Below are 20,785 nucleotides of genomic sequence, written 5' to 3'. Positions count from 1 at the left end.
TCATCGTCCTCCGAGGCCCGAGGCGGCCATGCTGTTCAGGATCTTGCGCTGACCGATCACGAACACGATCAGCATCGGCACGGTGGCGATCGCGGACGCCGCCATCACGAGACCGTAGTTGACCGAGCCCTGCTGGCTCTGGAACGCCTGCAGCAGCAGCGGCACGGTGAAGAGGTCGGGCGTGTTCAGCAGCACCAGCGGGAACAGGAACGAGTTCCACACGTCGAGGGCGACGATGATGCTGAGCGCGGCGAGGCCCGGCTTGAGGTTGGGCAGCACGACGCTCCAGAAGGTGCGCCAGCGTCCGGCGCCGTCGACGAGGGCCGCCTCCTCGAGCTCCCGCGGGAGCGCGAGGACGAACTGCCTCATGAGGAACACCGCGAAGGGGTTCGCCATCATGCCGGGGACGATCAGCGCGAGGTGCGAGTCGACCCAGCCGAGCTGCGACATCAGCAGGTAGAACGGGATGAGCGTCACCTGCTTGGGGATCATCTGCGTCGCGAGGAAGACGACGAAGAGGATCCTGCTGCCGCGGAACCGGATGCGGGCGAACGCGTACCCCGCCATCGCGGAGGTCAGCAGCGTGCCGACGACCACGAGGACGGCGATGTACGCGCTGTTGAGGTACGCCTGCCCGAACGGCACCGCGTTCCACGCCGTCGTGTAGTTGTCGAACGTCCACGGGTCGGGGAGGAACTGCAGCGGGTTCTTCAGGAGCTGCGACAGCGACTTGAACGACGTCAGCAGCATCCAGATGAACGGGAAGACCATCGCGATGCCCGCGACGGCGAGCACCACGTGCAGCAGGGTCGCGCCGATCCGACGGCGGGCGCGGTCGGCGCCGGGTCCGCCGCGTCCGCGCGAGCGGTAGCCCGGAGCGGTGAGCGCGACCGTCGACCCCGTCGGAGGGGCCTGCCGGGTGAGGGAGGGGGTCTGGGAGGTCATGCCGGGTCATCCTCGTAGTGGACGAACTTCTTCTGCGCGGCGAACTGGATGCCCGTGATCACGAGGGTGATGAGCAGCAGGATCACGCTGGCCGCGCTCGACAGGCCGAACTCGAACTTCGTGAAGCCGAGATCGAAGATGTGGAACACGATCGTGCGGGTCGCGTTGTCGGGTCCCGCGTTCTGCACGAGCACGTAGACGGTGTCGAAGGTCTGCAGCGACGAGATGAAGGCGACGATCGACGAGAAGAACACGATGGGCGAGAGCAGCGGGAGGCGGATGCTGGTGAACAGCCGCCACGGGCCCGCCCCGTCGATGCGGGCGGCCTCGATGACAGAGGGTGAGATGTTCTGCAGGCCGGCGAGGAAGATCACCACGTTGAGGCCCATCGACGACCAGATGGTGACGATGCAGACGGCGAGGAGGGCGAGCTTCGGATCCTGCAGCCAGTCGGGGGGCGCGATGCCGAAGATCTTCGAGATCGCGGTGGAGAGCACGCCGTCTGCGCGGAACATCTGCTGCCAGATCATCGCGACCGCGACGGTCGACGTGACCACCGGCGCGAAGAACAGCACGAGGTACAGCGTGCGGGTCTTGAGCTTCTCGAGAGCGATCGCGACGATCACCGCGAGCGCGAGCCCGATGGGCACCGTGATGATCGCGATGAGGAGGGTGTTGAGGATGGCGCGTCCGAGCAGCGGGTCGGACAGCTGGTCGGCGAAGTTGGCGAAGCCCACCCATTCGAGGTCGCTCAGCCCGTCCCACGAGGCGAAGGCGAGCACCATGCTCCCCAGGAACGGCAGCACGACGAACAGCCCCATGCCGATCAGCTGAGGGCCGACGAAGACGTAGCCCCAGCGGCGGTCGCGCCGGCGCCAGGCCGCCTCCTTGCGCAGGGGCAGGGCGGATGCCGCAGGGGTGGCCTGCGGCATCCGTCCGTTGTCGGTGAGCGTGGACACTCCTACTTCTCCGACCGGTCCTTGACGAGGCTCGCGACGTTGTCGAGCGCGGCCTTCGCGTCTTCCTTGCCCTCGTAGAGCTTGAGGAGCTCGTCGGCGATGTCGACCGGCAGGCCGGGGACGGCCGCCTCGGCGGGGTAGTCCTCGAAGCCGATGTCGCGCATGTCGAGGAAGGTCTGCGCGTGCGCCGGGTAGCCGTCTTCGAGCACGACGTCGTCGGCGCCCTTGATCGACGGGACCGCGTTGCCGCCGCCCTGCAGGCGGAAGGTCTGCCCCTCGGCCGAGAGGAACTCGGTCCAGAACGTGAACGCCGCGTCCTTCACCTTGGTCTTGCCGTTGATCGCGAGGAACGACGTGGCGACGCCGGTCGGGGCGGCTTTTCCGTCGGGGGTCGGCCACGGCGCGATGTCGTAGCTGGCCTCCTCGCCGGTCGCCTTCACGGTGCCGATCGTGTACCGGCCCTGCACGAAGAAGCCGGCCTTGTGGGTCACGAACACGCTGTCCGCTCCGGCGCCGTCCGGCAGGCTGTCGGCGACCACGAAGGTGCCGTCCTGGAACAGGTCGCCGAACTGCTGCATCGCGTCGACCGCGGCGGAGTCCTTGTTCGCCGTGAACTCCCCGGAGTCGCTGTACGGCGCGTCGACGCCCTGCGAGGAGAGCCAGCTCCAGTGGGTCGCCCAGTAGTTCCAGTACATCGTGCCGGTGAGGCCGGCGTCGTGGAGCTTGGCGTTCATCTCGAGGAACTTGTCGGTCGTCCACTCCCCGTTCTCGGCGAGCGTCGCGGGGTCCTCGGTGATGCCGGCGGTGGCGAGGGCCTGCTTGTCGTACCAGAACACGTCGGGGTTGGAGTCGTTCGGGGCGGCGTAGGTCTCACCGTCCTTCTCGGCGGCGCCGAAGAGGCCGGGGAAGAAGTCGTCCTTCTTGGTCTTGCTGTCCTTCGAGTCCATGAGGTCGTTCAGCGGCATCAGGCGCTTCGAGTCGACGAACTGGCCGATCTTGTCGTCGCCGACGTAGAAGACGTCGGGGGCGGTGTTGCTGGTGAGCTGCGCGAGCAGCTTGGAGTGGTAGTCGCCGTAGCTGGCGACCGGCTGCAGCTTGACCTTGATGTCGGGATGCCGCTTCATGAAGTCCTTGTTGAACTCCTCGTAGCGGGTGAGTTCATCGGCCGTGCCCCACGTGGACCACACGACGGTCGCGGTGCCGTCTGCCGAGACGCCCCCGCCTCCGCCTCCGCCGCTGCACGCGGCGAGCCCCAGGACCAGGGCTCCGGCGGCCCCCACTGCCAGATACCGCGTCACCTTCGCTCGTGCCATCTCGCTACCTCTTTCGTCATCGGAAGATCGTGTCGGGAACCCCTCGGGGCATACTCGTATTCTGTATACAGAACGCAGATGTGTCAAGAGACGCCCCTCTTCCCCGGGGCATCGAGATCATCTCGTGACGTCGCGCACGACCCCGCTCCCGGTCGTTGAGCGAGCGGAGCGAGACGACACGCCACACTCTGCGGATGCCCCGGGCGAACGTCGCACCTCCGGCGTAGGGTCGGGGCATGAGCAGCCGCACCGCATCCCCCGGAGTCGTTCCCTCCTACCTGCTCGCGCGCCTGGCCGAGTCGGGGCGGTTCCCGCACGCAGCGGCCGCGGCGCGGCAGACGCTGACCGCGGGGCGCCCGCCGTTCCGCGCGCGCATCGACCTGTCGATCGACGAGAACGGCGACCTCGTGGCGCAGCTGTCCGATGCGCCGAACCGCACCATCAGCGACGCCGGCAACACGCAGAAGCTCCCCGGCATCCTGGTGCGCAGCGAAGACGATCCCCCGGTCGAGGACGCCGCCGTGAACCAGGCGTTCGACGGACTCGGCACCACCTTCGAGCTGCTGCTCGCCGCGTTCTCGCGCAACTCCCTCGACGACGCCGGGGCGCCGCTCGACGCGAGCGTGCACTACGGCGTCGACTACGACAACGCCTTCTGGGACGGCGAGCGCATGGTCTTCGGCGACGGCGACGGAGAGGTCTTCACGGGCTTCACGGCGTCGACCACCGTGATCGGGCACGAGCTCGCGCACGGCGTCGTGCAGCACACCGCGAACCTCGAGTACCAGGGCCAGCCCGGCGCGCTGAACGAGTCGATCGCCGACGTCTTCGGCGCGCTCACCGAGCAGCATCTGCTCGGGCAGACGGCGGCCCAGGCCACATGGCTGATCGGCGCGGAGATCTTCACGGATGCGGTCGAGGGCGAGGCCCTGCGCTCCATGCTGCACCCCGGGACGGCCTATGACGACGACGAGCTCGGCAAGGATCCGCAGCCCGACCACATGAGCGGATTCGTGCGCACGACGGAAGACAACGGCGGGGTGCACATCAACTCCGGCATCCCGAACCGCGCCTTCGCGCTGTTCGCCCGCGACCTCGGCGGCAACGCCTGGGAGCGCGCGGGTCTGACCTGGTACCGCGCGCTGACCGGAGGACTGTCGAGCACCGCCACGTTCGCGCAGTTCGCGGAGGCGACGATCACCGCGGCATCCGCGATCGATGACGCGACGGCGGCAGCCGCTCGACGCGCCTGGACGACCGTGGGAGTCTTGGAGGATGAGCGAGACCCCTCCTCCGGCCGAGGAGCGCACGCAGACTGACGACGACGTCGTCGTCATCGCGGTCGTGCGCACCGGCGGCATCGCCGGCATCCGTCGCCGCTGGCGGGTGACCGCCGCCCCCGAGGACGCAGGGGACTGGATCGCGCTCATCGACCGCTGCCCCTGGGACGCACCGCCCTCCGACACGGAGGGCGCCGACCGCTTCGTGTGGAGCATCCGCGCCCGCACCCCCTCCGAGCGGCGAGAGCAGGAGCTGCCCGACGCGGCGCTCGACGGTCCGTGGCGCGCGCTGGTCGACGCCGTGCGAGCAGCATCGGCGGAGTGACTACGCTGAACCCACGTCGACCCAGGGGGAACCATGCTCACACCGGATGAAGCCACGCGGCTGCTGTCGCTCGCCCAGGATGCGCAGACCAGGGGCGATGTGCTCCTGCATCTGCACGTGGAGATCGGGCGCCTGACCGGGCAGACGTCGTCATGGGGCTCGGCAGACAACGGCCTGGCCGTGAACGAGAGCATCGGATACTTCCTCGGGCAGGTCGAGCGGATCGGGTGGAGGCTCGAGCACACGGGGTACACCTTCATCGAGTCCGGGGCGACGACCTCGAACCGCGTCCTGAGCACGGGAACCGGCGTGGTCAACCACGGCGCGGTGTCGGGGTACTTCACGTTCCGGCGCGCCGCCCCCACGGCATCCTGAGCGGCGCACAATAGGGACATGGGACTTTTCCAGCACCGTCCAGAGGAAGAGGAGAACCAGTGGGTCCTCCCCTCCGAACCGCTCGATCGCGATGCGGCCGATGTGCTCGACGCCGTGCCCTCGGCCGACCCGCTGTCGCTGGGGTTCGAGGGGCAGGTGACCTCGATCGTCTTCCCCGTCGCGCCGGTGCTGCCGGAGGCCGGGGCCGACGAGACGGGCGAGCCGAAGAACTGACGGGGCTCTGACCGCCGCCCGCCGCCGGGCGGTGTCGCCGACCGCGGCTACGGTGGAGGGATGACGATCACCGCCGCCGCAGACGGCTCCGCCCTGGGCAACCCCGGCCCGAACGGCTGGGCCTGGTACATCGACGACGCGAACTGGGCCGCCGGCGGCTCACCGCACGGCACGAACAACCAGGGAGAGTTGCAGGCCGTGCTGGAGCTGCTGCGCGCCACGGCCGGCACCTCCGAGAAGCTGGTGATCGAGTGCGACAGCAAGTACGTGATCGACTCGATCACCAAGTGGATGCCGGGCTGGAAGCGCAAGGGATGGCGCAAGTCCGACGGCGGACCCGTGCTGAACCGCGACCTGATGGAGGCGCTCGACGAGGCCATGCGAGGCCGCGACGTGACGTTCGAGTGGGTCAAGGGCCACGCGGGGCATCCCCTGAACGAAGCAGCCGACGAGCGCGCGAACGGTGCAGCCAAGGCGTACCAGGCGAAGCAGGAGCCGAATCGCGGCCCCGGTTTCACGCGGGGCGCGGCGGATGTCGATGCCCCCATGGCGACGCAGCCCGACCGGGACTGGCTCGCTCCGACCGACGAGGCGGGGGCGGATTCCCCCTCCCCTGCCGCTGCACCCACTGCTGCATTCGTCGCCCCCGTCGCGTCTCCCGCCGACCTTCCCGCCGAGCCACTGTGGGCCGAGGCATCCGACCTCTTTGACGGGCTCGACGACGCTCCCGCCGACGACCCGATCGAGCTGCGCCTCACGCTCAGCGGCGATGAGCACGCGCGTCTCGCCGATCTCGCCGACGCTCAGGGGGTCACCCTCGAAGAGGCGCTGCGCCGCCTGATCTGAGCCGCACGCCGACACGGCGTTCACAACTCCTCACGAATCACGGCCGACGGCGCAGAAAAGGCCGGATCCCGTGGGATCCGACCTTTTCTTGAGGAGTTGTGAACGCTCAGACGGCGAGCAGCTCCCGCTCCAGGCGGGCGTACGAGGCTTCCATGCCGTCGGTCATGCCGGTGGCGAGGATCATGTCGCGCGTCTCCTTGTCGGGGTACTCGATGAGGAGGGTGATGAGCGTCGCACCGTCCTCTTCGTAGAGGTTGAGGTCGTTGAGCGTCTCCGTCGGCATCCCGGTCATGCGTTCCGTGGTGACCGCGCGGCGAGGGGCGTCGACGAGCAGCGCCTCCCCCTCGAATCCGAAGGGCTGGCCTTCGGTGTCACCCACCGGCGCCCACGAGGTGCGGTAGGTGTCTCCGGGTGCGGTAGCGACCACGCACTCGGTCATCTCCCATCCGTCGGGTCCGAGCAGCCACTGCTTCATGAGCTCGGCCTCGTGGTGTGCGCGCCAGACCAGCTCGCGCGGACCCTCGACGAGCCGGGTGATGCGCACGTGGGTGTCGTCGAGCAGCTCGACCCTGGTGCCCTTGCCCTGCGCGTAGTCACGAAGGTCCTGCAGCACGGCGTCGAGCTGGGCCATCGCCATGCGGATGCCCTCGCTCTGCCCCATCTCGACGACCTGCTCGAGCGCCTCGATCGAATCGAAGTGGCTCGTGGTCACCATTCGGGTGCCATCGCCGGTCGGCTCGAATGTGAAGGACATGCGCTGGGCGGGGAAGCCCTCCAGCGGCTGACCGTCAGCGTCGGCGAAGGAGTCCAGCACCGCGAACGCGGTCGGCTCCTCGATCGAGAGGAACTCCCACGAGCCGGAGGAGGCCTCGCCGCGCGGACCGTTCATCGTGTAGTTCGCGCGTCCGCCGACGCTGTGGTCCCAGGCGGTGAAGGTCGCCGGCCATCCGGGAGGACCCCAGAAGCGCTCGAGCTGCCGCGGGTCACTGTAGGCGCTCCAGACCCGCTCAATCGGCGCCGCGAAGTCCGCGACGACGGTCATGGTGAGGTTCTCGGCATCCGTGGTGATGTCGGTGACAGGCATGTCAGTCTCCCTGCTCTTTCGGTTCGGTGGTGCTCTGCTGCATGGGTGCCGGCTCGGCCAGCAGGTCGTCGAGCCGGGCGATGCGCGACCGCCACAGCTCTTCGTATCGGGCGAGGAGCGCCCTGGCGCGGGCGATCATCTCGGGGTTCGCGCGGACGAGCCGCTCGCGCCCCTCGGCGCGCTTGACGATGAGGTTCGCCGCTTCGAGCACGGACACGTGCTTCTGCACCGCGGCGAAGGACATCTCGTATTCGGAGGCGAGGGTCGAGACGGACTGCTCCCGCTCGATCGTCCGGCGCAGGATGTCGCGCCGGGTCGCCGTCGCCAGTGCGTGGAACACACGGTCGACCTCCGCTTCGCTGAGTTCTCTTTGTACAACCATTTGGTTGTACGTTATGCGACAGCGGATGCCGTGTCAAGAGGTTTCTGCGAATGCGCCGGCGAGCGCGGCAACGATCCGGCGCGCACCCCCACCGATTCTCACCGCAGGCCGGAACGCGCCGACCCGAACCGGACGGCTCACAACCCTTCGGCGATCTCCTTGATCGCGGCGAGGCGGCGGTCCCAGTCCCGGCCGATGGCGCCGAGCTTCGCGGCGGTGACGGCGAGCTCGGCGCCGATCACCCGGAAGCGCACCTCGCGCCCGACCGGGATCGGCTCGACGAGGCCGACCTCCTGCAGGACCGCCAGGTGCTTCGCGATGGCCTGACGGCTCACCGGCAGGCGCCCGGCGAGGGCGGATGCCGAGGCATCCCCCTCGCCGAGAGCCGTCAGGATGCTCCACCGCGTCTCGTCTGCGAGAGCGGCGAACATGGGGATCAGGGTGTCCGCGGTCACACTTCACCTTCGACCAGGGCGACGAGCTTGTCCAGCTCGGAGTCCCAGCCGGTGCGGTGGCTCTCGAGGTTCTCGAGCGGGGACGACGTGCGCTCGAAGCCGCTCTCGACGACGGTGAGCTGCGTGCCGCCGTCGATCGGCTCCAGCGTGAACGTGAAGACCGTCGAGGTCTCGGGGTCGAGCACCTCGGGTCGTGCATCCTGTGCGTCGTCGTTGCCCCAGCGGTAGGCGATGAGGTTCGGCTCGTCGCAGGCTTCGACGCGCAGCGGGATCGCCCCGTAGTCGGGGAACGTCATCGTGCCGGTCGCTCCGACGCCGGCACCGTCGAGCACCGTGCGGCCGAACCAGCGCGAGATGTGCTCCGGTTCGGTCACGGCGCGCCAGACCTTGTCGACGGATGCCGCGATGCGGATCGTGCGCCGCACCGAGAACGTCTCCTCGTCGACGACGGATGCGGGGTTCTCTGTCATGTTGACCATCATGGTTCCTTTCCCGGGGTGCGGCCGGATCGCCGTTCACCTGCAACTCAAGAGTTGCACACACTCCTTACTACCGCAACCCTGGAGTTGCACTTGTCCAACGGCCCTGTCTCACGTCCGGGACGTTCGCGCAACCCGCTGTGACCTCGAGCACCACGCGCCTACGCTCGGAGCATGGCCGATCTCACCCAGCCCACCGGACACGAAGACGCACTGCGCGCCCTCCCGCGCGACGACGGCACCCCTCCGCGCGCGCTGGTGCTCGGCGCGACCGGCTACATCGGCGGACGCCTCACCCCGCGACTCCTGAACGCCGGATACCGCGTGCGCATCCTCGCGCGCGACGCAGCGCGGGCGGCATCCTTCCCCTGGGGAGCCGACTGCGAGATCGTCGAGGGCTCGGCCGACGACGCGGATGCCGTCGCCGACGCCGTGCGCGATGTCGACGTCGTCTACTACCTGATCCACTCGATGAGCGCGGGCAAGGGCTTCGAGGAGGCGGACGAGAGGGCGGCGGAGACCGTCGCCGAGGCCGCGGCGACCGCGGGCGTGCACCGCATCGTGTACCTGGGCGGGCTGCATCCCGCCGACGTCGCGCTCTCCCCCCACCTGCGCTCCCGCGTGCGCGTCGGAGAGATCCTCCTGGCGTCCGGCGTGCCGACGCTCGTGCTGCAGGCGGGCGTGGTGATCGGCTCCGGCTCGGCATCCTTCGAGATGATCCGGCACCTGACCGAGGTGCTGCCGTACATGCCGGCGCCGAAGTGGGTGCGCAACCGCATCCAGCCGATCGCGGTGCGCGACGTGCTGCACTACCTCCTCGGGGCGGCCCGCGTGGATGCCGACGTCAATCGCGCCGTCGACATCGGCGGACCCGACGTGCTGCGGTACGGACAGATGATGAACGGCTATGCCGTCGAGGCCGGACTCCCGCAGCGGGCGATCGCCGCGCTGCCCGTGCTCACGCCGGGGCTCGCCTCGCACTGGGTGAACCTCGTCACCCCGGTGCCCCGCGCGATCGCGCGACCGCTCGTCGCATCGCTGCAGAACGAATGCGTCGTGAAGGACAGGGCGGTGGACGAGATCATCCCGCTCCCGTCGGGCGGGCTCACGCCCTACCGTCAGGCCGTGTCGCTCGCGCTGGGCCGGCTCGACGCCGACAGCGTGGAGACCAGCTGGCAGGATGCGGAGGTGTCCGGCGCCCCGAGCGACCCGCTCCCGAGCGACCCCGACTGGGCCGGCCGCACGGTGTTCACCGACGCGCGCACCGTCGAGACCGACGCCTCGGCCGCCGACCTGTGGCGCGTCATCGTCGGGATCGGCGGGGAGAACGGGTGGTACTCGTCGCCGCTGCTCTGGGCCGTGCGCGGGTGGATGGACCGGCTCGTGGGCGGAGTCGGGCTCCGACGAGGACGCCGCAGCCGGAGCGCCGCGAGGGTCGGCGACGCGATCGACTTCTGGCGCGTCGAGGCCGTCGAGCATGCGGATGCCGGGAGCCTCCTGCGCCTGCGCGCCGAGATGAAGGTGCCCGGCGACGCCTGGCTGGAGCTGCGGGCGGTGCCGGAGGGGGATCGGGCGAGGTACGAGCAGCGGGCCGTGTTCTTCCCCCGCGGGCTGGGCGGGCGGCTGTACTGGTTGGCCGTGCTGCCGTTCCACGGCTTCATCTTCGCGGGCATGGCGGCGCGGATCACCGCGGCGGCCGAGATGCCCAGGGAGCCGATGACTCCGGTCGCGGACATCGCGGACGACGCCGCCCCCTCGCACACCTGACCGTCGCGCGACGACCAGGACGGACTAGCGCGGCCCGCGCCTGCCCACGCCCGCGAACAGCGAGTGCAGCAGCGGGAGCACCGACACGCAGACGAGAGTGATCCCCAGCGGCGGAGCGGACGGGACGAGCAGGGCGCCGCCGATGAGCAGCGCCGCGAACAGCACGCCCGAGGCGATGCGCCTCGCGATGCCCTCCAGACGATCGAGCCGTCGTTCGAGACGCGACGTGTCGAAGGTCACGCTGCCCTCGTCGACGCGCGTGATGATGTCGTCGATCCGCTTCGGCAGCCGCCAGGTCACGGCGGCGTTCTGCATGGCCTGCTTCGCGAGGTCCTGAATCAGGTTCCCGGACTCGTCGCGCAGCAGGCGCCCGGCGTAGGGCTCCGCGGCATCCCACACGTTGAACGACGGGTCGAGGCTGCTGCACATGCCCGACGTCAACGAGACGGCACGGATCAGCAGCAGCATGTTCTCGGGGAGCTGGAGGGGCAGCGAGCGCACCATGTCGCCGAACTCGTCGGCGAAGTCGCGGAACTCCCGCGGGTCGACCGTGCTGAGTTCGGCGAAGCCCATGCCGCCGAAACGCGCGAACAGGGCGGTCAGCGCGCGTTCGAGCTCGGCCGTGTCGGCCGAGGGCAGCAGGACGCCGATCTCCTGCGCGGCCGTCACGAGGCCACGGCTGTCGCGCCCGGCGATCGCGATGAGGAGGGTGCGCAGCCCGTCGCGGAGGCTGTCGGGAACCTCCGCCATCATCCCGAAGTCGATGAAGGTGAGCCGGAAGCCGCGTTCCCCGGCGGCGGATGCCGGCACCGGGGTCACGAAGATGTTGCCGGGGTGCGGGTCGGCGTGCACGAAGCTGTGGGTGAAGACCTGGTCGAACATGACCTCGGCGAACACGTCGGCGACCTCGGAGGGGTCGATGCCTGCGGCGCGCAGGGCGTCGGTGTCGTTGATCTTGATCGCGGTGACGTCCGACAGGGTGAGCACCCGACGCGTCGAGCGCTCCCAGACGATCTCGGGGGTGTCGACGCGGGGGTCGTCGGCGAAGTTCTCGCGGAACCTCTCGGCGCTCGCGGCCTCGTGCAGGTAGTCGATCTCCTCGAGGCTCGTCTGCGCGAACTCCTCGACGAGACCGCGGGCGTCGACGCGGTCGGCGACGATCCGCACGCGGGTGAGCCAGCGCGCGACCCGGCGGAGGGCGGCGAGGTCGGTCGCGACGATCGCGTCGATGCCCGGTCGCTGCACCTTGACGACGACGTTCTCGAGGCCGGTGTCGGCGGCGTCGAGGTCGGAGAGCCGGGCGCGGTGCGCCTGGCCGAGGGATGCCGCGGCCACGGGGTTCTCGTCGAACCACGCGTAGGCGCGCTCCAGCGGAACCCCCAGCTCGGCCTCGGCGACGACGCGGATGTCGGCGAACGGCACGGCGGGCACCTCGTCCTGCAGCCCCTCCAGCTCCTTCGTGATCTCCGGCGGGAGCACGTCGAGGCGGGACGACATGAACTGCCCGACCTTGATCATGAGCCCGCCCAGAGCGATCGCGAGGGCGTGGAAGCGCCGGGCGAAACGCTGCATCCGACCGGCGCGCGTGCGCTCGGACACCCGGCTCAGCCCGATGCGGGGCAGGACGAGCTCGAACCACCAGATGGCGAGGAACTCGCGCGCCGCGAACGACAGGATGCGACGGTAGCGGGCGCGGTGGGCGCCCTGCGCCGCAGCATCCGTCATCGCGCCGTCCTCTCGCTGCTCCTCAGCGGAGGCCGCACTGCCACGCGGTCAGTCCTGGGCGAGGATCGAGTACAGCCTACGACGGGCCTCGTCGAGCACCTCGATGGCCTGCTGCACCTGCTCGGGCGACCCCGTGCGCCCCACCTGGGCGGCAGCCGCGGCGAGGTCGACGCCGGCCTTGGGCAGCGCGCTGAAGCGGGTGTGGTCGCGGGGTCCTGAGGCCTCCCACGGCGCGGGGGTCTCGGTGGCCTCGGCGGCGACCTCTGCTCCGGCATCCGTGAGCGAGTAGGTCTTGCGGCCGTTCTGCTCCTCGGCGGTGATGAGGCCCTCGTCGGCGAGCAGCTGCAGGGTCGGGTAGACCGAGCCGGCGCTGGGCTTCCAGCTGCCGCCGCTGCGCTCGGCGATCTCGTTGATGATCTGGTAGCCGTGCATGGGCTTCTCGGCGAGAAGCGAGAGCACGGCCGTGCGGACGTCGCCTCGCGCCATGCGCGAGCCGCCGCTGGGTCGGGGCGCGAACGAGGTGCGCAGCTGCTCCATGGCCTCGAAGAGGGCGGATGCCGGTCCGGCGCCCGCACCCGCGAACGGGTTCGAGGGGAATGAGTTGTTCATGGTGACCTCCCGATATCGGTAGCGATACTCAACGATATGTCGTTGAGGCTGGGAGTGGGGTGGGAGTCTCAGACATCGAGACGGCCGTGCACGACGCCCCACGACTTCATGACCGGGTCGAGGATCGCGGGCACCTCGGAGTGCGGGGCCGCTCGGCCCGCCTCCACGCACTGCCCCTGGCTGCACTGATGCTGCACGACCACGAGTTCCCCCTCTGGCAGGCGGAGGAAGAGCCGGAAGACGATGCTCTCGTCGGCGATCTCCTCCGCTCGCAGCACGCGGAGGGCGGTCGGGGCGCCGACCCTGACCAGCTCGACCGTGGCTGCCGCGCTCATGCCCACGTGGAACCAGAGGCTCAGGCCGACGATCCCGAGGAACACGCTGACGAGGAACACCGACACGACGACCCACCAGTCGGGCACGGCGAGGATGCTCAGGACCACGCCGACGAGACCGACCACGACGAGCATGGCCGCGATGATGCGCTGACCGACCGCGCCGCGGTGGCTGGTCAGCTCGACCTCGGTCCATTCCGGGGGTTCGACGGGCATGTGGTCACTCTAGGGCGCGCTGTCGCAGACGCGGGCTTCCGGGGGCCAGTTAGCTCCCGGAGGGCTCAGTCGGTTTCCGGAGGTCTCAGTCGCGCAGCACGGAGTCGAGCAGGCCGGGGAACAGCTCGTCGAGGTCGTCGCGGCGCAGGGTGAGCGTGCGCCGGCGCCCGTTGGGCTCGTTGCGGATGACGCCCGCTTCACGGAGCACCTTCATGAAGTGCGACTTGGTCGACTTCGGCAGGTTCGGGTCGGTGGAGTGGCAGGCGGCCATGTCGAGAGGGCCGTCTGCGAGCTGTCGCGTGATCGCCAGGCGCTCGGGGTCGCTGAGCGCGAAGAGCACGTCGGTGAGCCGGATGTCGGATCGATCCGGGTGCGGGAGGTCGCCAGGCATGGTTCGAGAATAGTTGAACAATCGACGGATGGCGAGTACGCTCCGATAGTTCGATGATTCTCGAACCGACAGGAGAGGTCATGACCATCACCCAGCCGATCGTCACTCCGGGGGCGACGCGCTCGCCCGCCGGGCCGCGGCGCGCACGGTTCGGTTTCGCGCTCGCGATCGCGGCGCAGATCGCGATGATGATCGGCGCGAGCGCGCCGTCGCCCTTCTACCCGGTGCTCGCGCAGGACATCGGGTTCGACGCGATCGTGATCAGCGCGGTGTTCGCCGTGTACGCGATCGCCCTGCTGCTCGCGCTGCTCACCGCGGGGTCCCTCTCCGATCATGTCGGGCGTCGGCCGGTCGCGATCGCCGGGTTCCTGCTGCTCGCCGCGAGCATGGCGCTGTTCTGGCATGCCGACTCCGTCACGGCGCTCGTCCTCGCCCGCGTGCTGCAGGGCGTCGCGAGCGGCATTCTGATCTCCGCGCTGTCGGCCGCCGTGCTCGACCTCGCGCCGGGCGGACGGACGGCCACCGCCGCACTGTGGAACGCGCTCAGCCCCGGCATCGGCCTCGCGCTGGGGGCGCTCGTCTCTGGAGTCGCCCTGGACCTCACCGGTCAGCCGCTGCTCGACGTGTTCGCCCCGCTCACCGTCGTATACGTCGTGCTGGCGGCGCTGTTCCTGCTGGCGCCGGAGACCGCGCCGCGGCGACCGGGGGCATGGGCGTCTCTGAGCTTCCGGCTCTCGATCCCCGCCGGCATCCGCGCGGACTTCTGGCGTGCGGCGCCCGCGGTGATCGCCGGCTGGGCGACCGGCGGACTGTTCCTGTCGCTCGGCGCGACGATCGTGCGCACTGAGCTGGGCGGGGAGGCGCACACCTGGCAGGGACTCTCGGTGGCGATGCTCGCCGGAGTCGGAGCGCTCACCGCGTTCGCGATGCGGCGGCGTCGCCCCCGTACGACGGTGATCTTCGGCACGGCCGCTCTCGCGTCCGGCACGGCGCTGTCTCTCCTGGCGCTCGGGGCGGGGTCGCTGCCGTTCTATCTCGTGGCCACGGCGATCACAGGCATGGGCTTCGGCACCGCGTTCTCGGGGGTCGTCGCTTCACTGGCTCCGCGCATCCCGGCGACGGAGCGGGCGGACACGTTCGCCGTGATCTTCCTGCTCGCCTATCTCGCTTTCGGCGTTCCGGCGGTCGTCGCCGGCGCCCTGGTCGGCGTGGTCGGGCTGGGTCCGGTATGCGTCGGCTACGGGCTCGTCGTGATCGCCCTGGCGGTGGTCGCGCTCGTGCTGCGGGTGCGGCGCGGGGAGTAGCGGGATGCCGGCGCGGCCAGTGTGACGGATGCCCTGGGGAGCCCTCGCCGCCTCACGCCGCGATGTCGAACCGCGCGCGCCCGCCCAGTCTCGGCGTGCGGGACGCGTCGACGTATGCGGGCGGGATGAACCACACCCGCGCCGAGACCCCCGCACCGTCGATGCGGACCTCCCACCCGTTGTCGTGGATGCGGTGATGACAGCTCTCGCAGAGCAGCACGCCGTTCGACAGGTCTGTCGGACCTCGGTCCCTCCGCCACCAGCGGATGTGATGAGCCTTCGTCATCCCCGGTGGGAGGCCGCACATCGCGCATCCGCCATCGCGTTCGACGAGGGCGAGGCGCTGCGCCCGCGTGAAGAGCCGCTTCTCCCGCCCCCAGTCGAGGATCTCGCTGTCGCCGCCGAGAACACAGGGGATGACTCCGCCACCAGCGGCCATCCTGCGGGCCACTCCGACGCTGATCGGCTGATCGATGCCGTCTATCGTCGCCGATCCGGTGCCGGACTCGAGGTCATCGAGGGTCATCCGCACGATGACGGTCGCACCGGCGAGCGGGAGCCGTCGGTTCTCGCACCCGAGGATGTGCGCGCACACGGCCGACAGCGCGTCGGCCTGAAGCATAGGGATCGTCCGCCGATCGACATCGGGCGCATCGACGTCGGGCGCATCCTTACGCGCGGCGAACGCCGCGGTGACGTACCCGCGGATGGCGGTGACGAGCGGCGCCGCGGTCTCGGCATCCAGTTGCGCGGAGAGATGCAGCATCCCGTCGCGCTCGAACATGGTGAGCGACCGGCGTGAGCGCTGCTCGTCCGACCGCGGCTCGACGCCGTCGGGGTCGAGCCACGCTTCGGCGCGCACGATGAGTGTGCGCACCTCGTCGAGCGCGAGCCCTGCGGCCGCCGCGGTCAGCACGCGCTCACCCTCCGCCACTCGCTCCGCGCCGGCCGCGACGCGGCAGCGTTCGAGCAGGCCGATGATCAGCGACGCCGCCTGCGCGCCGATCTCCCCCGCGGCGAGCGCGGCACGGACGAGCGGATAGCGCGCGGGGAGACGAGCCCCCAGCAGGTCAGTGCGGGGCGCCGTCGCCTCACCCACCGAGACCAGCCTTGACGCGTCGCCGGTCGAGACGCCGACCGTCGCGGCGATCAGCTTCGCCGGCGACCGGAAGCCCTGTTGCTTCGCCAGCCCCTCGGCCCCCAGTTCAGGGCGCGACTCCCGCGAGATGGAGGCCGCCACGTCGACGTGCACGGCATCCAGTCGCCTGCGCACCACGCCGAGGGCCTCGTTCACGGCGAGAAGCTGCTCTCGACTCAGGTCGGTCGAGTCGCCGGCATCCGCCCACGCCTCATCGAGGCGGGACATCGCCTCCTGCAGACCGACCAGCTTCGACATGCCTCCATTTTAGGAGAGATGAGGGCGAGTTTCGTAGTTATGTTCGAATGGATTCCGGAACACCAGCATGCGTCGTGGCACTCTCTCGCCTCGTCATCCGCGGGGCAGCGTCAGCACCTCCGCGCCCGACTCGGTGATCGCGATCGTGTGCTCGGCGTGCGCCGTACGGCATCCCGTGGCGCTGCGGAGCGTCCAGCCGTCGTCGTCCGTCACGAGCCGGTCGGTGTCGGCCATGACCCACGGTTCGAGGGCGAGAAGCAGTCCGGGGCGCAGTATGTAACCGCGCCCCGGGCGGCCGTCGTTGGCGACGTGCGGATCCTGGTGCATCGTCGAGCCGATCCCGTGCCCGCCGAACTCGAGGTTGACCGAGTACCCCGCACCGCGCAGCACGGTGCCAATGGCGCGCGAGAGGTCGCCGATGCGCGCGCCGGGGCGTGCCGCGGCGATGCCTGCCGCCAGTGCGCGCTCGGTCGCCTCGATCATCGCGAGATCGTCGGGAGACGCCGCCCGCCCGACGACGAAGCTGATGGCCGCGTCGGCCGCAATCCCCCGCAGTGAGACGGCGAGGTCGAGCGTGAGCAGGTCGCCGTCTGCGAGCGCGTAGTCGTGCGGCATGCCGTGCAGCACGGCCTCATTGACCGCCGTGCAGATGTGGTGGCCGAAGGGTCCGCGCCCGAAGGACGGGGCGTAGTCGACGTAGCAGGACTCGGCGCCGGCATCCTCGATCATCTCCTTCGCCCAACGGTCGAGGTCGAGCAGATTCACCCCGACCACCGCGCGCTCCTTCAGGGAGTGCAGGATGCCGCCCACGAGCGCTCCCGTCTCCCGCGCCCGCCCCAGCTCGTCGGAGTTCAGTATCTCGATCATGACGCGCCTGCTTTCCAATAACTATCCCGGTAATACTATCCCGGTATTAGAATCGTCACCATGATGGTCCGCCTGCCGCTGACTCCCGCCGAGATCGAGCGAGGAGAGCGGCTCGGCGCGCTGCTGCGGCGGGCGCGAGGCGAACGCTCCATGCTGGGCGTCGCTCTCGACGCCGGCGTCTCGCCGGAGACACTGCGCAAGATCGAGTCCGGGCGCGTGGCGACGCCCGCGTTCGCGACGATCGGCGCGATCGCTCACGTGCTCGGCCTCTCGCTCGACGAGGTCTGGGCGGAGGTCGGCCCTCAGCCCGTCGACGCGACCCGCACCCGACTCGCGTCCTAGCGTCGTCCTACCGCCCGCGGCAGTTCCCCGAGGCGGTCTGCCTCCGGCTGGGTCACCGCCCCGCGAGCATCTCCCCGAGCCGCCGAGCCTCGGCCTCCGGCATCCCGTATCCGTGCTCCGGCGCCGGGTACACGCCTTCACGCACCTCGTCGGCGTAGGCTTCGACGCCCGCGACGGCGGCGGCGCGGAGGTCCGCGTAGCGCTTGACGAACTTGGCGGCGCTGCCCGGATAGAGGCCGAGGAGGTCGTGGAAGACGAGGACCTGCCCGTCGGCATCCGCTCCGGCGCCGATGCCGATCACGGGGATGTCGAGCAGCGGCATGAGCACCGCGGTGACCTCCGACGGCACGGCTTCGACGACGAGCAGCGAGACGCCTGCCGCCTGCAGGGCGAGGGCGTCGTCGATCACAGCGAGGGCGGCCTCGGCGGTGCGTCCCTGGGCGCGGTAGCCGCCGAGCGCGGTCGCAGTCTGCGGGGTGAGCCCGACGTGGCCGACGACGGGGATGCCGGCGTTCACGAGCGCGCGGGCACGGTCGACGGTCGTGCCGCCGCGCTCGATCTTGACGAGGTCGACGCCCGCCTCCTTGACGAAGCGCCGGGCCGTCTCGATCGCCTCGGCGTCTGAGGCCTCGTACGAGCCGAACGGCAGGTCGCCGACGAGGAGCGGGCGGTCGAGTCCGCGGCGGACCGCCTTCGTGAGCATGAGCATCTCGTCGACCGTGACGGGCACCGTGCTGTCGTAGCCGAGCACGGTCATCGCGGCGGAGTCCCCGACGAGCACGAGGTCGACGCCGGCATCCTCGACGATCTGCGCGCTCGGGAAGTCGTAGGCCGTGACCATGACGAGGCGCTCGCCCGCGGTCTTCTTGGCGGCGAGGTCGCCGAGGGTGAGGCGCTTCGTGGGGGCGGCGTGGGCGCTCACGCTGTCACCAGCTCTCCGACGGCGTCGTCGACCCTGATGATCGTGTTGCTCCGGTCGACGTGCACGACGGTCGGCACATAGTCTTCGAGGTCTTCTCGGGAGTAGTCGGCGTAGGAGATGACGATGATCGTGTCGCCCGTGTGCACAAGGCGCGCGGCGGCGCCGTTGACCTGGACGACGCCGGTTCCACGCTCTCCTTCGAGGGCGTAGGTCACGAAGCGCGAGCCGTTGTCGACGTCGACGACGTGCACCTGCTCGTGCGGGCGGATGTCGGAGGCCTCGAGCAGGATGGGGTCGATCGTGATGGAGCCGACGTAGTTCAGGTCGCTGCCGGTGACGGTGGCGCGGTGGATCTTCGACTTCAGCATGGTGCGGAGCATCAGCGAGTGCCGTTCTGTTCTGAGGTGCGGCGGGGTTCTGCGGGGTGGGCGGGTTCGGGGGTACGGCTTGGGTCGGGGGTGCGGGCGAGTTCGGGGGTGCGGCTGGGTTCGGAGATGCGGCTGGGTTCGGAGATGCGGTCGTGTTCCGAAGGGTGACCGGTGAGGAGGTGGTTGTCGATCAGGCGAGCCGCGCCGACGTGCGCGGCGACGGCGAGGAGGGCGTCCCGTGACGTGTTGGCGACGGGTTCGAGCGTCTCGGCGTCACGGAGCTCGAGGTACTCGGTGCGGATGCCAGCGGCGTCGAGGACGTCGCGGGCAGCGGCGAGGATGAGGTCGGCATCCCGTTCGCCGCCGTTGTGCAGCGCCTGGGCGGCGTCGAGGGCGCGGTTGAGCGCGGTGGCCTGCTGCCGGGCGGCGGGGTCGAGGTAGACGTTGCGCGAGCTCATGGCGAGCCCATCGGCCTCGCGGACGATGGGGCACGCCTCGATGCGGACGTCGAGGTCGAGGTCGCGCACCACGCGCCGCACAACCAGGACCTGCTGAGCATCCTTCTGTCCGAAGTAGGCGACGTCGGGGCGGACGATGCCGAACAGCTTGGTGACGACGGTGGCGACGCCGTCGAAATGATGCGCGCCGCGGCTCGCGCCGTCGAGGACGTCGGTGATGCCTGTGACGTGGATGCTGGTGGCGAAGCCGTGCGGATAGACCTCGTCGGGCGCAGGGGCGAAGAGGATGTCGACGCCCGCTGCTTCGGCCTGCGCGGCGTCGCGGGCTTCGTCGCGCGGGTAGGTGCTGAGGTCTTCGTTCGGGGCGAACTGCGTCGGGTTGACGAAGAGGGAGACGACGACGAGGCCGTTCTCTTCGCGCGCGCGGCGCATGAGGGAGAGGTGGCCCTCGTGGAACGCGCCCATCGTGGGGGCGAGGCCGACGGTCTGGTTCTTCGCCTTGGCCTCTCGGACGGCGGCGCGAACCTCGGGGATCGTGCGGAGGATTCTCATGCGCGGTCCTTCTCGAGGCTGTGCAGGTCCGCCTCTGGGTTGCGCGGGCCGGCGATGCGCCTCGTGGCGGTGGCGAGCGCGTCGAAGAGGTCCCGGTGCGCGCCCGTTGCCGCCCTCTGCGTCGCGACGGTGAGCTCATCGCCGCGGACGATGGGCCCGGTGAGGGCATCCGCCGCGCCCTCATGCTGCCAGTTGTCGACCGACTGCCGGACGAGCGGGGCGAGGACCTCACGCGGATTCTCGACGCCCGCGGCGGTGGCGAGCTGCTCCGCCGCATCGAGCACGGTGAGCACGAAGTTCGATGCGAAGGATGCTGCCGCGTGATACGCCGCCCGATCGGTCACAGTGAACGGGGTCATGCCGAGGGCGCGAGCGAGGTCTCTTGCGAGGCTCTTGTCGTCGTCGGTGCGTCCGTCGATCGCGGCGCCGATGCCGTGGAACACCTCGGGCGACTCTGTGCCAGTGAAGGTCTGGAGCGGGTGGATGCTGAAGTCGACCGCGTCGAGGCTAGTGGCGCCGGAGAGGTGGACGGTTCTCGTGCTTTTCGTGCTCTTCGCGGCATCGGCAATCGCCGCGTCGGGAACGGCGAGGATCGCGATGTCGGTCTCGGGGATCTCGTCGGCTCTCCGGGACGGGCCGCGCACGTCGAAACCGGAGGCGCGGAGCGCTCGGGCGAGAACACCGCCGAGACGTCCAGCGCCAACGATGGCGATGGACGTCTCAGGCGTGAGCGAGAAGGTGGGATTCATGTCGGATGCCGGGTCGCGATGTGGCGATCCGGATGGGACGAGTATCCGCCTATGACAGCATCCGCTCCAAATCTGCCAGCAGAGTGCTCTAACTATTCGTCATATTG

General features: G+C 69.9%; 25 protein-coding genes. 8 read left to right on the top strand and 17 right to left on the bottom strand.

All coding sequences use genetic code 11. The features are described 5' to 3' along the window. From ACFY5A_RS06575 to ACFY5A_RS06565, 3 genes are read right to left on the bottom strand one after another with little or no spacing between them, the layout of a single operon-like run. Window positions 1-945 (bottom strand): carbohydrate ABC transporter permease, encoded by a 945-nt coding sequence (locus ACFY5A_RS06575; RefSeq protein ID WP_105673125.1) that lies wholly within the window; start codon window positions 943-945, stop codon window positions 1-3. Beyond that, window positions 942-1,904 (bottom strand): carbohydrate ABC transporter permease, encoded by a 963-nt coding sequence (locus ACFY5A_RS06570; RefSeq protein ID WP_105673124.1) that lies wholly within the window; start codon window positions 1,902-1,904, stop codon window positions 942-944. The genes ACFY5A_RS06575 and ACFY5A_RS06570 overlap by 4 nt, the downstream gene beginning before the upstream one ends. A gap of 2 nt (window positions 1,905-1,906) precedes the next feature. Beyond that, window positions 1,907-3,217, bottom strand: coding sequence for an ABC transporter substrate-binding protein (locus tag ACFY5A_RS06565; protein ID WP_223587309.1), 1,311 nt, complete (start codon window positions 3,215-3,217; stop codon window positions 1,907-1,909). A gap of 236 nt (window positions 3,218-3,453) precedes the next feature. Between ACFY5A_RS06565 and ACFY5A_RS06560 the strand changes: the two genes are divergently transcribed. From ACFY5A_RS06560 to ACFY5A_RS06540, 5 genes are read left to right on the top strand one after another with little or no spacing between them, the layout of a single operon-like run. Continuing rightward, the gene (locus tag ACFY5A_RS06560) at window positions 3,454-4,536 is read left to right on the top strand and encodes a M4 family metallopeptidase (protein ID WP_387232513.1); all 1,083 of its coding nucleotides are present in this window, start codon (window positions 3,454-3,456) and stop codon (window positions 4,534-4,536) included. After that, entirely contained in the window at window positions 4,493-4,822 is a 330-nt protein-coding gene (locus ACFY5A_RS06555; protein ID WP_341940616.1) for a protealysin inhibitor emfourin, read from the top strand. Before ACFY5A_RS06560 ends, ACFY5A_RS06555 begins: the two co-directional genes overlap by 44 nt. A 33-nt stretch (window positions 4,823-4,855) precedes the next feature. After that, window positions 4,856-5,197, top strand: a complete 342-nt coding sequence (locus tag ACFY5A_RS06550; protein ID WP_105673120.1) for a hypothetical protein — start codon at window positions 4,856-4,858, stop codon at window positions 5,195-5,197. 18 nt (window positions 5,198-5,215) lie between these two features. Beyond that, window positions 5,216-5,431, top strand: coding sequence for a hypothetical protein (locus ACFY5A_RS06545; protein WP_387232509.1), 216 nt, complete (start codon window positions 5,216-5,218; stop codon window positions 5,429-5,431). Window positions 5,432-5,491: 60 nt separating this feature from the next. Next, window positions 5,492-6,277, top strand: a complete 786-nt coding sequence (locus ACFY5A_RS06540) for a ribonuclease H (RefSeq protein WP_387232506.1) — start codon at window positions 5,492-5,494, stop codon at window positions 6,275-6,277. A 106-nt stretch (window positions 6,278-6,383) separates the two neighbouring features. Here the strand turns inward: ACFY5A_RS06540 and ACFY5A_RS06535 are convergent, their stop codons facing one another. From ACFY5A_RS06535 to ACFY5A_RS06520, 4 genes are all read right to left on the bottom strand, one after another. After that, on the bottom strand, window positions 6,384-7,361 hold the full coding sequence (locus ACFY5A_RS06535; protein WP_387232503.1) for an SRPBCC domain-containing protein: 978 nt from the start codon (window positions 7,359-7,361) through the stop codon (window positions 6,384-6,386). Between the two features lies 1 nt (window position 7,362). Beyond that, the gene (locus ACFY5A_RS06530) at window positions 7,363-7,743 is read right to left on the bottom strand and encodes a helix-turn-helix domain-containing protein (RefSeq protein ID WP_223587315.1); all 381 of its coding nucleotides are present in this window, start codon (window positions 7,741-7,743) and stop codon (window positions 7,363-7,365) included. A gap of 137 nt (window positions 7,744-7,880) precedes the next feature. Beyond that, on the bottom strand, window positions 7,881-8,198 hold the full coding sequence (locus ACFY5A_RS06525) for an ArsR/SmtB family transcription factor (protein WP_387232500.1): 318 nt from the start codon (window positions 8,196-8,198) through the stop codon (window positions 7,881-7,883). Further along, window positions 8,195-8,668, bottom strand: a complete 474-nt coding sequence (locus ACFY5A_RS06520; protein WP_387232497.1) for an SRPBCC family protein — start codon at window positions 8,666-8,668, stop codon at window positions 8,195-8,197. The genes ACFY5A_RS06525 and ACFY5A_RS06520 overlap by 4 nt, the downstream gene beginning before the upstream one ends. Before the next feature lie 183 nt (window positions 8,669-8,851). Between ACFY5A_RS06520 and ACFY5A_RS06515 the strand changes: the two genes are divergently transcribed. Next, window positions 8,852-10,444, top strand: coding sequence for an SDR family oxidoreductase (locus tag ACFY5A_RS06515; protein ID WP_387232494.1), 1,593 nt, complete (start codon window positions 8,852-8,854; stop codon window positions 10,442-10,444). Window positions 10,445-10,468: 24 nt separating this feature from the next. Here ACFY5A_RS06515 and ACFY5A_RS06510 read toward each other — a convergent pair whose 3' ends face one another. From ACFY5A_RS06510 to ACFY5A_RS06495, 4 genes are all read right to left on the bottom strand, one after another. Then, window positions 10,469-12,169 carry an ABC1 kinase family protein gene (locus tag ACFY5A_RS06510; protein WP_387232491.1) on the bottom strand — a complete coding sequence of 567 codons (1,701 nt, stop codon included), beginning with the start codon at window positions 12,167-12,169 and terminating at the stop codon, window positions 10,469-10,471. A 48-nt stretch (window positions 12,170-12,217) separates the two neighbouring features. Beyond that, on the bottom strand, window positions 12,218-12,778 hold the full coding sequence (locus ACFY5A_RS06505; RefSeq protein ID WP_223587331.1) for a PadR family transcriptional regulator: 561 nt from the start codon (window positions 12,776-12,778) through the stop codon (window positions 12,218-12,220). A 68-nt stretch (window positions 12,779-12,846) separates the two neighbouring features. Beyond that, on the bottom strand, window positions 12,847-13,329 hold the full coding sequence (locus ACFY5A_RS06500) for a hypothetical protein (RefSeq protein ID WP_387232488.1): 483 nt from the start codon (window positions 13,327-13,329) through the stop codon (window positions 12,847-12,849). An 85-nt stretch (window positions 13,330-13,414) separates the two neighbouring features. Further along, on the bottom strand, window positions 13,415-13,720 hold the full coding sequence (locus ACFY5A_RS06495; RefSeq protein WP_105673110.1) for a helix-turn-helix transcriptional regulator: 306 nt from the start codon (window positions 13,718-13,720) through the stop codon (window positions 13,415-13,417). 80 nt (window positions 13,721-13,800) lie between these two features. Here ACFY5A_RS06495 and ACFY5A_RS06490 point away from each other — a divergent pair, with 80 nt between their 5' ends. Next, complete coding sequence (locus ACFY5A_RS06490; RefSeq protein WP_387232485.1) at window positions 13,801-15,024, top strand: MFS transporter; 1,224 nt, start codon at window positions 13,801-13,803, stop codon at window positions 15,022-15,024. Window positions 15,025-15,076: 52 nt separating this feature from the next. Here the strand turns inward: ACFY5A_RS06490 and ACFY5A_RS06485 are convergent, their stop codons facing one another. Both ACFY5A_RS06485 and map read right to left on the bottom strand, forming a co-directional pair. Continuing rightward, window positions 15,077-16,420: a DUF222 domain-containing protein gene (locus tag ACFY5A_RS06485; RefSeq protein WP_387232483.1), complete on the bottom strand. Its 1,344-nt coding sequence runs from the start codon at window positions 16,418-16,420 to the stop codon at window positions 15,077-15,079. 93 nt (window positions 16,421-16,513) lie between these two features. Continuing rightward, window positions 16,514-17,287: a type I methionyl aminopeptidase gene (gene map / locus ACFY5A_RS06480; RefSeq protein ID WP_387232481.1), complete on the bottom strand. Its 774-nt coding sequence runs from the start codon at window positions 17,285-17,287 to the stop codon at window positions 16,514-16,516. 63 nt (window positions 17,288-17,350) lie between these two features. On the opposite strand from map, the gene ACFY5A_RS06475 reads away from it, so the two are divergent. Continuing rightward, entirely contained in the window at window positions 17,351-17,629 is a 279-nt protein-coding gene (locus tag ACFY5A_RS06475) for a helix-turn-helix domain-containing protein (RefSeq protein WP_223587489.1), read from the top strand. Between the two features lie 52 nt (window positions 17,630-17,681). On the opposite strand, the gene panB is transcribed toward ACFY5A_RS06475, so the two are convergent. The 4 genes from panB to ACFY5A_RS06455 are packed head-to-tail and all read right to left on the bottom strand — an operon-like array spanning window position 17,682 to window position 20,678. Continuing rightward, complete coding sequence (gene panB / locus ACFY5A_RS06470) at window positions 17,682-18,551, bottom strand: 3-methyl-2-oxobutanoate hydroxymethyltransferase (protein ID WP_387232479.1); 870 nt, start codon at window positions 18,549-18,551, stop codon at window positions 17,682-17,684. Beyond that, window positions 18,548-18,931, bottom strand: a complete 384-nt coding sequence (panD, locus tag ACFY5A_RS06465; protein ID WP_387232477.1) for an aspartate 1-decarboxylase — start codon at window positions 18,929-18,931, stop codon at window positions 18,548-18,550. The genes panB and panD overlap by 4 nt, the downstream gene beginning before the upstream one ends. After that, complete coding sequence (gene panC / locus ACFY5A_RS06460) at window positions 18,931-19,929, bottom strand: pantoate--beta-alanine ligase (protein ID WP_387232475.1); 999 nt, start codon at window positions 19,927-19,929, stop codon at window positions 18,931-18,933. Before panC ends, panD begins: the two co-directional genes overlap by 1 nt. Further along, entirely contained in the window at window positions 19,926-20,678 is a 753-nt protein-coding gene (locus ACFY5A_RS06455) for a DUF2520 domain-containing protein (protein ID WP_387232473.1), read from the bottom strand. Before ACFY5A_RS06455 ends, panC begins: the two co-directional genes overlap by 4 nt. Between the last annotated feature and the right edge of the window lie 107 nt (window positions 20,679-20,785).

It is taken from the genome of Microbacterium sp. NPDC012755, assembly GCF_042901325.1.
In the GTDB taxonomy this organism is placed as follows: Bacteria; Actinomycetota; Actinomycetes; order Actinomycetales; family Microbacteriaceae; genus Microbacterium; species Microbacterium natoriense.
This window is presented reverse-complemented; position numbering and strand designations above follow the sequence as displayed.

What these genes read in the sequence shown, in the direction of transcription:
- ACFY5A_RS06505 (WP_223587331.1), bottom strand. Translation starts at nt 12,778, where the DNA reads ATGAACAACTCATTCCCCTCGAACCCGTTCGCGGGTGCGGGCGCCGGA.
- ACFY5A_RS06485 (WP_387232483.1), bottom strand. Translation starts at nt 16,420, where the DNA reads ATGTCGAAGCTGGTCGGTCTGCAGGAGGCGATGTCCCGCCTCGATGAG.
- ACFY5A_RS06555 (WP_341940616.1), top strand. Translation starts at nt 4,493, where the DNA reads ATGAGCGAGACCCCTCCTCCGGCCGAGGAGCGCACGCAGACTGACGAC.
- ACFY5A_RS06530 (WP_223587315.1), bottom strand. Translation starts at nt 7,743, where the DNA reads ATGGTTGTACAAAGAGAACTCAGCGAAGCGGAGGTCGACCGTGTGTTC.
- ACFY5A_RS06515 (WP_387232494.1), top strand. Translation starts at nt 8,852, where the DNA reads ATGGCCGATCTCACCCAGCCCACCGGACACGAAGACGCACTGCGCGCC.
- ACFY5A_RS06520 (WP_387232497.1), bottom strand. Translation starts at nt 8,668, where the DNA reads ATGACAGAGAACCCCGCATCCGTCGTCGACGAGGAGACGTTCTCGGTG.
- ACFY5A_RS06560 (WP_387232513.1), top strand. Translation starts at nt 3,454, where the DNA reads ATGAGCAGCCGCACCGCATCCCCCGGAGTCGTTCCCTCCTACCTGCTC.
- ACFY5A_RS06475 (WP_223587489.1), top strand. Translation starts at nt 17,351, where the DNA reads ATGGTCCGCCTGCCGCTGACTCCCGCCGAGATCGAGCGAGGAGAGCGG.
- ACFY5A_RS06545 (WP_387232509.1), top strand. Translation starts at nt 5,216, where the DNA reads ATGGGACTTTTCCAGCACCGTCCAGAGGAAGAGGAGAACCAGTGGGTC.
- ACFY5A_RS06510 (WP_387232491.1), bottom strand. Translation starts at nt 12,169, where the DNA reads ATGACGGATGCTGCGGCGCAGGGCGCCCACCGCGCCCGCTACCGTCGC.
- panC (WP_387232475.1), bottom strand. Translation starts at nt 19,929, where the DNA reads ATGAGAATCCTCCGCACGATCCCCGAGGTTCGCGCCGCCGTCCGAGAG.
- ACFY5A_RS06550 (WP_105673120.1), top strand. Translation starts at nt 4,856, where the DNA reads ATGCTCACACCGGATGAAGCCACGCGGCTGCTGTCGCTCGCCCAGGAT.
- ACFY5A_RS06540 (WP_387232506.1), top strand. Translation starts at nt 5,492, where the DNA reads ATGACGATCACCGCCGCCGCAGACGGCTCCGCCCTGGGCAACCCCGGC.
- panD (WP_387232477.1), bottom strand. Translation starts at nt 18,931, where the DNA reads ATGCTCCGCACCATGCTGAAGTCGAAGATCCACCGCGCCACCGTCACC.
- ACFY5A_RS06565 (WP_223587309.1), bottom strand. Translation starts at nt 3,217, where the DNA reads ATGGCACGAGCGAAGGTGACGCGGTATCTGGCAGTGGGGGCCGCCGGA.
- ACFY5A_RS06500 (WP_387232488.1), bottom strand. Translation starts at nt 13,329, where the DNA reads ATGCCCGTCGAACCCCCGGAATGGACCGAGGTCGAGCTGACCAGCCAC.
- ACFY5A_RS06495 (WP_105673110.1), bottom strand. Translation starts at nt 13,720, where the DNA reads ATGCCTGGCGACCTCCCGCACCCGGATCGATCCGACATCCGGCTCACC.
- ACFY5A_RS06455 (WP_387232473.1), bottom strand. Translation starts at nt 20,678, where the DNA reads ATGAATCCCACCTTCTCGCTCACGCCTGAGACGTCCATCGCCATCGTT.
- map (WP_387232481.1), bottom strand. Translation starts at nt 17,287, where the DNA reads ATGATCGAGATACTGAACTCCGACGAGCTGGGGCGGGCGCGGGAGACG.
- ACFY5A_RS06575 (WP_105673125.1), bottom strand. Translation starts at nt 945, where the DNA reads ATGACCTCCCAGACCCCCTCCCTCACCCGGCAGGCCCCTCCGACGGGG.
- ACFY5A_RS06490 (WP_387232485.1), top strand. Translation starts at nt 13,801, where the DNA reads ATGACCATCACCCAGCCGATCGTCACTCCGGGGGCGACGCGCTCGCCC.
- ACFY5A_RS06535 (WP_387232503.1), bottom strand. Translation starts at nt 7,361, where the DNA reads ATGCCTGTCACCGACATCACCACGGATGCCGAGAACCTCACCATGACC.